9 protein-coding genes are annotated in these 9,223 nt (G+C 43.8%); 4 read left to right on the top strand and 5 right to left on the bottom strand.

Translation table 11 applies throughout. From position 1 onward, the window contains the following. Positions 1-604: 604 nt before the first annotated feature. Positions 605-991: a response regulator gene (locus H6F66_RS00880; RefSeq protein ID WP_190417323.1), complete on the top strand. Its 387-nt coding sequence runs from the start codon at positions 605-607 to the stop codon at positions 989-991. 144 nt (positions 992-1,135) lie between these two features. On the opposite strand, the gene H6F66_RS00875 is transcribed toward H6F66_RS00880, so the two are convergent. Together H6F66_RS00875 and mnmE are read right to left on the bottom strand one after the other, a co-directional pair. Then, the gene (locus tag H6F66_RS00875; protein ID WP_190417321.1) at positions 1,136-1,687 is read right to left on the bottom strand and encodes a class I SAM-dependent methyltransferase; all 552 of its coding nucleotides are present in this window, start codon (positions 1,685-1,687) and stop codon (positions 1,136-1,138) included. Between the two features lie 73 nt (positions 1,688-1,760). Continuing rightward, complete coding sequence (gene mnmE, locus H6F66_RS00870) at positions 1,761-3,152, bottom strand: tRNA uridine-5-carboxymethylaminomethyl(34) synthesis GTPase MnmE (RefSeq protein ID WP_190417319.1); 1,392 nt, start codon at positions 3,150-3,152, stop codon at positions 1,761-1,763. Positions 3,153-3,328: 176 nt separating this feature from the next. On the opposite strand from mnmE, the gene H6F66_RS00865 reads away from it, so the two are divergent. Both H6F66_RS00865 and H6F66_RS00860 read left to right on the top strand, forming a co-directional pair. Further along, entirely contained in the window at positions 3,329-4,294 is a 966-nt protein-coding gene (locus H6F66_RS00865; protein ID WP_190417317.1) for a mechanosensitive ion channel domain-containing protein, read from the top strand. Continuing rightward, complete coding sequence (locus H6F66_RS00860; RefSeq protein WP_190417315.1) at positions 4,269-5,405, top strand: mechanosensitive ion channel domain-containing protein; 1,137 nt, start codon at positions 4,269-4,271, stop codon at positions 5,403-5,405. Before H6F66_RS00865 ends, H6F66_RS00860 begins: the two co-directional genes overlap by 26 nt. Positions 5,406-5,570: 165 nt before the next feature. On the opposite strand, the gene H6F66_RS00855 is transcribed toward H6F66_RS00860, so the two are convergent. After that, the gene (locus H6F66_RS00855; RefSeq protein WP_190417313.1) at positions 5,571-6,068 is read right to left on the bottom strand and encodes a hypothetical protein; all 498 of its coding nucleotides are present in this window, start codon (positions 6,066-6,068) and stop codon (positions 5,571-5,573) included. Positions 6,069-6,597: 529 nt separating this feature from the next. Then, entirely contained in the window at positions 6,598-6,774 is a 177-nt protein-coding gene (locus H6F66_RS00850) for a hypothetical protein (RefSeq protein ID WP_190417311.1), read from the bottom strand. A gap of 69 nt (positions 6,775-6,843) precedes the next feature. On the opposite strand from H6F66_RS00850, the gene H6F66_RS27955 reads away from it, so the two are divergent. Continuing rightward, positions 6,844-8,667, top strand: coding sequence for a family 10 glycosylhydrolase (locus H6F66_RS27955; protein WP_190417309.1), 1,824 nt, complete (start codon positions 6,844-6,846; stop codon positions 8,665-8,667). A gap of 47 nt (positions 8,668-8,714) precedes the next feature. On the opposite strand, the gene H6F66_RS00840 is transcribed toward H6F66_RS27955, so the two are convergent. Next, positions 8,715-9,170: a hypothetical protein gene (locus H6F66_RS00840; RefSeq protein ID WP_190417306.1), complete on the bottom strand. Its 456-nt coding sequence runs from the start codon at positions 9,168-9,170 to the stop codon at positions 8,715-8,717. Positions 9,171-9,223: the final 53 nt, after the last annotated feature.

Below are 9,223 nucleotides of genomic sequence, written 5' to 3'. Positions count from 1 at the left end.
AATTACTGGGGTAAGCTTTACTCATAACGCTCTCTCAGTGCTGTGTACTACATATTCGCAGCTTACACTGAGTGAGCTTTTTTGCTATCTAACCGACTTTTAAAACATCCTCTAACGCACCGTTATTGAATGCTAACAGCAACGGTATTGAGAACGGGCGAGGCTTGGGTTGCGATAAAAGTTTATCTCTACCCTGTAAAAATACTGGTTATAAACGACATATAGCATTTAGTTAAGTTTTGCGCTTCGAGAGGGTACTCTCTACCCAGACTGTAGCGATATTGGCAGGCATTAAACCATCTTTGGAGCTTCCGCGTTAATTTATACAATCTTTACAAATTTCCGGAATTACTTAGGTACATATAGTAGTTTAATTTGAAGATTAAGTAAAGATAGACTTTTCTAATAGTAAGATTCCAGATTGAGAGCTTAAAATATAACGAAAGCTATATTGTAAAATTAGGTGCATTTACGCAAACACTTTTTCGTCTAATAGCTGAAAATGAACAAAAGTAGGTAAGTTCCCGCTCAGAAAAAGCAATGCAACTTAGAGTAACCGTATTTTTCGCGTTAACTTTTGAATCCAGTAAATAGGTAAATATTTATGACTACAGTTCTGGTTGTGGAAGACAGTATCACGCAAAGGCAGATGATCTCTAGCCTGCTTCAAGACAGTGGGTTGAGTGTTACTGTGGCTTGTGATGGCGTCGAAGCGCTAGAGCAAATTGCCAAACAACGTCCCGATTTAGTGGTTCTGGACATTGTTCTGCCTCGCATGAACGGTTACGAAGTTTGCCGTAAGATTAAATCTGACTCCAAAACCCACGATCTAGCTGTAGTAATGTGTTCAACTAAAAGAGAGGAATTTGATCGCTACTGGGGGATGAAGCAAGGCGCAGATGCTTATATTGCTAAGCCCTTTGAAGCGCACGAGTTAATCGGAACGGTTAAACAACTGCTGCGAGAAACAACTGCTGCAAGGCGAGGCTAGGGAACCTCTCTCTAACCCTCTCCTAAGAGGAGAGGGAAAACGAAAGGAAGATTTTTTTACGGGAGGGGGGCTTTAGCTTCTTTCCCCTGTCCCATCTCTCCTCAAAGAAGAGATGGGACAGGGATTAGGAGATTAGGTTTTGCTTTAGGCGAAAAGTATTGCCTTATAGAGACGCGATCGCACCCGGTTAAACATAATCTCCTCCACGAAGTTCCATCCCCATTCGGGCTTCAAGTGAGGACGCTTATGAGGCGTAATAATAACTATTGAGTCGGAAATTAAACTTAACTGGTAGGCGACTACTGGTAAACGTGACTCACTCAACAAATGCAAAGCAAAGCTGCAAACAATCAAACTATAATGTCGGTCATGGAGGACTCCAGAAGCAATGTCCTCAAAGGTATAGGGTTCAGCTTCTTGAAGAGTGCGTTTCAAATAAGCATTGTAGGTGTATGGATCGATGCCATCAATGTTAGTGCAGCCTAAATTTTGCAGTGTCAAAGTAACTTCACCGCTGCCACAAGCTAAATCTAAGACCTTCTGTAAATCTAGCTGCCATTTATTAACTGATAGTTGTAGAACCTCTTGAACTGCCGCCTCTTGAGGATTTCTATACTCATCACCAAATTGCTCGTAGAAACCTTTGACGCTATATTCTTCGTATCCTTTTCTAATAGATTGTTTTTCATTGCTCATTGCCAATTGCTAATTGCTAATTACAAAATCCCCAATTCCCAATTCCCAATCCCCAGTCCCCAGTCCCCAGTCCCTATTTCCCAATACAAAATCTGCTAAAAATTCTGTCAAGAACCGATTCTGTTACTTCCTCTCCGGTGATTTCCCCTAAAGCTTGAATGGCACCCCGTAAGTCAATTGTCCAGAAGTCGAGAGGCAGTTGATCGGCAATTGTTGCTTTCACTTGCTGTAAAGATATTTTAGCTTTTGTTAAAGCTGCGGCTTGTCGCTGATTAATCGCTAAATCTAAATCAGCTGCTTTGAGGTTCCCTGTGTGTACGGCATCTAAAATGGCTTTTTCCAACGCATCAATGCCTTGGTTCTGGGCGGCTGATGTGTATATAATGCGGTTAATATTGTCAGGATATTGCAAAGAAGCAATAAATTGCGTCTCTACAAGATCGGTTTTATTTATAACTAAAATTAACGGGCGATGTTGTACCTGTTCGTAGATTTCTTGCTCAGCTGGCGTCCAACCAAGTTGAGCATCAATGGTGAGCAACACTAGATCAGCTGCTTGGGCAGAAGCAAGACTTCGCTCAACGCCAATCTTCTCCACCCGATCAAGCGTATCCCGAATTCCCGCAGTATCCAGCACTTGCACTGGTATCCCGCCCACAACTAGCTGAGATTCTACAACATCGCGGGTGGTGCCAGGGAGGTCGGTGACAATAGCGCGATCGCTCTTACTCCAGGCATTCAGCAAACTCGATTTTCCCACGTTTGGTCGCCCGACAATCGCCACTTTCAACCCAGCGCGTAACAGTTCCCCTTTATCCGCTGTTGCCAAAATTTTCGTTGTCTCTGCCAAAATTTTCTCAATTTGTGCTGTAATGTGCTTCTCATCCAGCGGTGGCAAATCTTCCTCAAAGTCAATCCTCGCCTCAATTTCTGCCAGAATGTCTAAGCAGGTAGCACGCACAGAGCGAATCGGCTTTTGCAACTTCCCCTGTAAACCAGCTAAAGCAGATTGTGCAGCTTGAGGCGATTTAGCTCCCACCAAATCGGAAATACTCTCCGCCTGAGTCAAATCCAAACGCCCATTCAAAAACGCCCGCAGCGTAAATTCTCCCGGTTGCGCTAATCTCGCCCCCGCCTCCAGACACAGTTGCAATACCTGCTGCACGGGCATAATTCCGCCGTGACAGTGGAACTCTACCACGTCTTCGCGGGTGTAAGAGCGAGGGGCTTGCATAATCAGCAACAACGCTTCATCTACCACTTGTTGCGTTTGGGGATGGCGGATGTAACCGTAGAGGATGCGGTGCGATTCCCATTGCTGTCGTCCTGGTGCGAAAAAGAGCGTATGAGCGATCGCTACCGCCTTTTCACCAGATACCCGCACAATACCGACACTACCCTGTTGCGGAACAACCGCGGTAGCGATCGCGGCGATTGTTTCCCCCTGCACAAACATCTGTGACATCTTGCCTTGAAATCAGGTCTATTCCTATTCTGCTGTAATACAGTAATTTGTAGGGAATGGTTGTAGCTTGCTTGGGCGTAGCGGTACGATAGCGAAACCCAACAACTCACGCTTGTTTACTTGTTGTTGAGCTTCGCTATCGTTCGGAACCAACCTACGTTATTGTATTTTTGCCAATGCAGTTAATTTCTCCCCAAGTTGCAGCTTATCAAAAAGTCGTTAAGCCTTACGAGGGTTTATTGGTAGGTGTCATTGGATTAGCTACCCTCGACACTACCATACACTTAATCCCAGGATTTCCTCAGTCGAATTTAATAGAACTCCCAATCAGTTTATCACTAGCGATCGCAGCTAGTTGGTTAGCTTCACGGCTGTTCAAGCAGATTTTTGATATTTATCTTTTAGATGCTGCCATCAACAGCGGGCGTAAGGTCAACAGCGAAATCCTTCTTCTAGTTAAACTACTGGCGAACTTAAGCATAATCTTTTTTACCATAGTCATATTTTCTGAAACTCATAAAATCAATATTTTTGGTTTAGTAGCTTCTTTAGGAATTGGCGGATTAGCAGTTGCTTTTGCTGCCCAAAAAACCTTGGAACAAATATTAGGCGGTATTGTCATTTATTTAGATCGTCCCTTTGTTGTCGATGATTACATTGGCTTACCAGATGGCATCTTTGGCAGAGTTGAGTCAATTGGCTTGCGTTCTACTAAAATTCGCACCTCTGGCAAAGGAACATTGATAATAGTACCCAATAGTTCGCTGACTCAAGTTAATATTGAAAACTTTACCGGAGCCAAAAAAATAATGGCTCTTGTATACTTAAACTTTCATCGGACAATCGAAAAAGAAGAACAAGCCTTAATTCGGCAAGTTATTCTGAATAGTACCAGCGATATTTTTGGGATAGACTCCCGGAACACAGATGTCAATTTTAGAGGATTGAATAGTGCAAATGAGGTAAAAACGCAAGCTCAGATTGCTTTCTTTATCCTGGGTTCTAGCGATGTATCAATGGGATTGCGGCGGCAACTATTCGATATTGCTACTGAAAATATTACAGAAAAATTAAAATATTACGATATTGCCTTCGACATTGAAGACCCAACAATTTATGTGGATTCACCCATTACTATCTAATCTTAATTTTGCCGATATCAGTAAACAGGTTTTTCAGAGCGATATTTCCAAGCCAGTCATCTTCCTGCTGTTTGTTCTCTTATCCCTGCTGTTGGGAAGATATACTCCCGGCATTGCCAAATTAGTCCTGCGTCGCTTTTCGCCTCAGCGAGTAACAATTATTTATGACAATCTAATTGAGCCAATAAAAAATCAGTTTAAAATAGCTGGAACGTTAATTCTTATTTCTTTCTCTCTAACATGGGTGGAAGAATATAAATTTTTATACCAGTTAATCAAGCCTTTTTTAGATTTAGCTGTAATTGTTAGCGTCGCCTGGTTATTATCGTGCCTATTTCGGCAATTTATCCGAGTTTATGGAGTTGATTTACTCGGCAAGTTTGCGCGGGATTTTGATGAACTGATTCTAGTAATTGAGGCTATAGTAAATGTTGTAATTGGCTTCATTTCTATTTTAGCTTTTGCCCAAAGCCAGCAATTTAATTTGATTGGCTTGATGACAAGTTTGGGGATTGGCGGGTTAGCGGTAGCTTTTGCTGCCCAAAAAACCTTGGAACAGCTTTTGGGTACAATTGTGTTGTATTTAGATCGCCCTTTTGTCCCTGGAGATTATATTCGTTTACCTTCGGTTGGCAACGTACCCGGAGGGTTATTTGGTAGGGTAGAGTCGATTGGTTTGCGTTCCACCAAGATTCGCACTGCGGCTAAAAGTACCTTATATATCGTGCCAAATTCCACATTAGCAAATCTGGAAATAGAGAATGTGACAATGGGTAAAAAAGTGATGGTTTTGCTAAACCTTGACTTTTTCCGATTGTTGGAAGATAGCGAAAAGGCACTGGTAGAGCAAGTCATCAGTGAAAGTACAAATTCTGTGTTTGGGATCGATCCAGGCAGTACAAATATTACGTTAGCGAGTAATTCCGAAAAGCAAACAACTAGAGCAAGAGTAACGTTCTTTATCCTGGGTTCGAGTGAAAATTCAATTCAACTGCGGAAGCATTTACTAGAATTAGCAAATGAGAAAATTTCTAAGGAACTAATAACGTATGGAATAGATTTTAAAATGCAGGAACCCACAATTTATGTGGAATCCCCAGTAACTATTTAATTTTGGAGTCCCAAAAACTTCTGCGCCGGGAGAAAAATCCCAACTTGAACAACTAGGGTGAGCAATGCCCACCCATTAGCCAGTGTTACGGCGATTTAATACGGGCTGTAGGCAACTAAAACATAACGAACAAAAGAAACATTTCACTCGCTATGGCTCCTTCAGTCAAGCGCTGATGGCTGTCCTCTCTATTGAGTGGCTTTTAGGAACCTCAAATCGAATTTTAGTAGCCCAGCTTTTAAAATCGGGTGCTAGCCTCGTCACCTTTAAGAGTATTTCGTCGCTCACCCACAACACTAGAGGAAAAGTAAATCGTTTGCGGAACTCATTCCGGACGTGGTTCGTCGCACTTAGTAATTCATGGATATCCACCACGGAGTCTAAACCATAGACCATTAAAGCTTGTGGCTGCTGGTGATCCTCAATTGTTGCCTCTATAGTTGTATAAAGCGTCCTTACCGAGGGATACAAAACGATTTCTTGAATTTCTACTTCTGAGATTTCTCGCAGCCGTTCCATAACTTGCTCCTGCAACTCTGGATTGTTACAGGAAACCAATATTAAAGAAAAGTCTCCCTGAGAGAGGGCGATCGCCTTCACAAGTTGGGTGAGCGATTGTTTGTTGTAACAGATAACATTTTCCGAGTCGTATAGGTCTGTCATAGGGAACACCAAGTCGAGTTTCAATACCATTTTTCTATCAAAGGGTTTTGCTTTACTTCCTTACATCGGGTGATTTTTTGGTAAGTCGGTAATTTCACCGCGATTTCGGCAGTGACAGCTATCTTACTTTCGGGTGATCTCGCTCACTTAAGGCAGCGATGACAGTAAGCTAACATGGAATCGCCTCTACTTTTTGAATGTTGTCATCTATACCAACAATTTAACCGGGATACTCCACGTCCAATAAACCCTGATAGCTACTACACGTCGGCACTTTGCTTTTCCCGACGAAAAAAAAAATTTATGAAACTTTAACAAAATTGCTGGGGAATTACGTAATTCACCGGTCAAGGCGGCGACAGCTACCCTACCACAAGGCGCTACTTCTTTGGACTGAGGGAAGGCTATGCCTAAGGTTGACGTACCACAAAAAAAATCACTCCCAACTCTCCAGAACATAGGAGAGCGCACAGAAGCAAGCTGCGGCTTGTCATTTAGGGACAAGCCGCAGCTTATTTCTGAAATCTTGCTAAAATTTGCCGAAATCTGGGTGTCGTTGCACTGTATCATTCAGAGTCTTGATGAGAACGCGGTGTCTGGAAAGCATCTCTGGCAAGATAGGTGATGCCAAAACCACCCCCTCCCAATTCTTCCAAGGTTGGTGTACTTGCCGAGAAAGCAACTTATACCGAGATATCCAAGTCATTCCCCAAGAGGGAGTTACACTTTCGTTAATTCTTGCATATCCATATTTAGATAGATGTTCAAATACTCTATGAAAAGCCGTTTTACGAGCCTAGCAGACGGGTTGGTTTTGTTTAGCCGCGCTTTTGGTCATCAGGCTTGGTTAATCTTCCTGGTTGCCTTTAGCTTTGGTGTGGTGCTAATGATACATCCCGCATTTGCACAGGCGAAATTTTCTGATGTGCAAGGATGGACGCAACCGTGTATAGAACAGCTGGCACAAAAGCAGATTATCAGTGGATACCCGGATGGCAGCTTTAAGCCGAGTGCGCCTGTCACAAGGGCTGAGTTTGCGGCGATGGTTGGCAAGGCTTTCCCGAATACAGCTGATGTCAGAAATGCGGTGCCATTTGCTGATGTTCCCGCGAACTATTGGGCTAAAGATGCGATCGCCAAAGCTTATAAAACTGGGTTTCTCTCCGGTTATCCCGGTGGGGTGTTCAAGCCGAGTGAAAAAATCCCGCGATCGCAAGCTTTAGTTTCTCTCTCATCTGGCTTGAAATATTCGCCCTCCTCACCTGTTGCTAACACGTTGAATGGGGCATTTAGCGATGCTGCAACCATTCCTGATTATGCAAAACGCGCGATCGCCGCTGCTACAGAAAAACAACTTGTTGTCAACTACCCAGATGTCAAGCGACTTAATTCCAACCAACCAGCTACCCGTGCAGATGTGGCAGCTTTCTTGTGTCAGGCGGCGGGAATGGCCCAATTAGTTCCTTCTCAATACATTGCCAAAGTTGGAATACCGCCAATAGCGCAGTCAAAAGAGATCCGGGGCGTGTGGCTGACTAATATAGACAGCGATGTGCTATTTGAAAAAACGCGCCTCGCCAACGCTATCCAACGCCTCGACGAGTTGAACTTTAACACCCTGTATCCTACAGTTTGGAACTGGGGTTATACACTTTATCCGAGTGCAGTGGCGCAAAAAGAGATTGGGCGATCGCTCGATCCAGAACCCCGGCTCCAAGGGCGAGACATCCTCAAAGAAATTGTAGACCAGGGACATCAAAAAGGCATGGCAGTCATTCCCTGGTTTGAATTTGGCTTTATGGCACCTGCTGACTCCGAACTTGTCAAACGTCACCCAGATTGGATTCTCAAACGCCGTGACGGTTCCCAAATTTGGAAAGAAGGGCCGCACAATCGAGTTTGGTTGAATCCGTTTCGCCCAGAAGTGCAGAAATTTATCCAAGATTTAGTTGTTGAAATTGTTAGCGAATACGACGTTGATGGCATTCAATTTGACGACCATTTCGGCTTTCCTGCTGAGTTTGGATATGATCCCTTTACTGTCCAACTTTACAAAAAAGAAAACGGCGGCAAATCTCCCCCCACGAATGCTCAAGATCCAGCCTGGATCAGGTGGCGGGCTAACAAAATTACAGCTTATCTAAAGCAGGTATTTCAAGCCGTCAAAGGCCGCAAAAAAAACGTCTTGGTTTCTGTCTCTCCCAATCCTCAAGAGTTCTCCTACAATTTCTTTTTAGCAGACTGGCAAACCTGGGAACAACAAGGGTTAATTGAGGAACTGATTATCCAAGTTTATCGAGATGACCTCGGTCGTTTTATTGAAGAATTAGAGCGTCCAGAAGTCAAAGCAGCCCAGCGTCACATTCCCGTTGGCATCGGCATTTTAAGCGGGGTAAAACCCAGACCTATTGGACTGGCACAGGTTCAAAATCAAGTCGCAGCCGTCCGTCAGAGGGGGTTTGCGGGGATGTCGTTCTTCTTCTACGAAAGCTTGTGGAATAATGCGCCAGAAAAGCCAGAAATCAGACAGAATGCCTTGAAAGCCATCTTTCCCACTGACCTAGAAAGACCGAATATTGTGGCGGGTGGAAAGCCATAAAATTAAACTCTCGTTCCCAGTCAGAGACTAGGAACGAGAAACACTATTTACTTTGCACTTTTTTGAACAAGTGAATCGACACCCTGAGCCAGCTTCACCACAGATCCAGAAGCATTTGTGCGATAAACCCAGCGTGTTTGTTCACTTGCCACAGTTACTTGCCAGCCTGGGACTCTCATCTCGGTGCAAAGAATGCCTAAGCTATTGACACCCAGACAATCATCCGACCAAGTTTGTTGTTCGGTTGCGACAATGCGAAACTTAGACACAGGCAAGCCGGAATCCTGGGAAACGTCTTGCAAAACCGCATTAGTAACTGATTTTAATAAACTATACTGAGGTAGGGGAGGTTTGGAAAGAGCAACTTTGGTAGTGGGGAGCGTCAGCCTAGCCGTCAACGACAAGATACCCGTCAACACCAAAGTCTGGATAATTAAACTAAACTGGTTAGTCTTTTGCTCGATATTTCCGGCGGTCGAGCCAGAGGTGGTAATTTGTTCCATAGCAAGTGAAGCTAAGTTGGTGCTGGATTACAAAGGGTACTAATTGGTAGAAT

Origin of the sequence: Trichocoleus sp. FACHB-6 (genome assembly GCF_014695815.1) — a bacterium.
GTDB lineage: Bacteria > Cyanobacteriota > Cyanobacteriia > Cyanobacteriales > FACHB-T130 > Funiculus > Funiculus sociatus.
This window is presented reverse-complemented; position numbering and strand designations above follow the sequence as displayed.

Coding starts and splice junctions, on each gene's coding strand:
- H6F66_RS00880 (WP_190417323.1), top strand. CDS start 605: ATGACTACAGTTCTGGTTGTGGAAGACAGTATCACGCAAAGGCAGATG.
- H6F66_RS00875 (WP_190417321.1), bottom strand. CDS start 1,687: ATGAGCAATGAAAAACAATCTATTAGAAAAGGATACGAAGAATATAGC.
- mnmE (WP_190417319.1), bottom strand. CDS start 3,152: ATGTCACAGATGTTTGTGCAGGGGGAAACAATCGCCGCGATCGCTACC.
- H6F66_RS00865 (WP_190417317.1), top strand. CDS start 3,329: ATGCAGTTAATTTCTCCCCAAGTTGCAGCTTATCAAAAAGTCGTTAAG.
- H6F66_RS00860 (WP_190417315.1), top strand. CDS start 4,269: ATGTGGATTCACCCATTACTATCTAATCTTAATTTTGCCGATATCAGT.
- H6F66_RS00855 (WP_190417313.1), bottom strand. CDS start 6,068: ATGACAGACCTATACGACTCGGAAAATGTTATCTGTTACAACAAACAA.
- H6F66_RS00850 (WP_190417311.1), bottom strand. CDS start 6,774: ATGACTTGGATATCTCGGTATAAGTTGCTTTCTCGGCAAGTACACCAA.
- H6F66_RS27955 (WP_190417309.1), top strand. CDS start 6,844: ATGAAAAGCCGTTTTACGAGCCTAGCAGACGGGTTGGTTTTGTTTAGC.
- H6F66_RS00840 (WP_190417306.1), bottom strand. CDS start 9,170: ATGGAACAAATTACCACCTCTGGCTCGACCGCCGGAAATATCGAGCAA.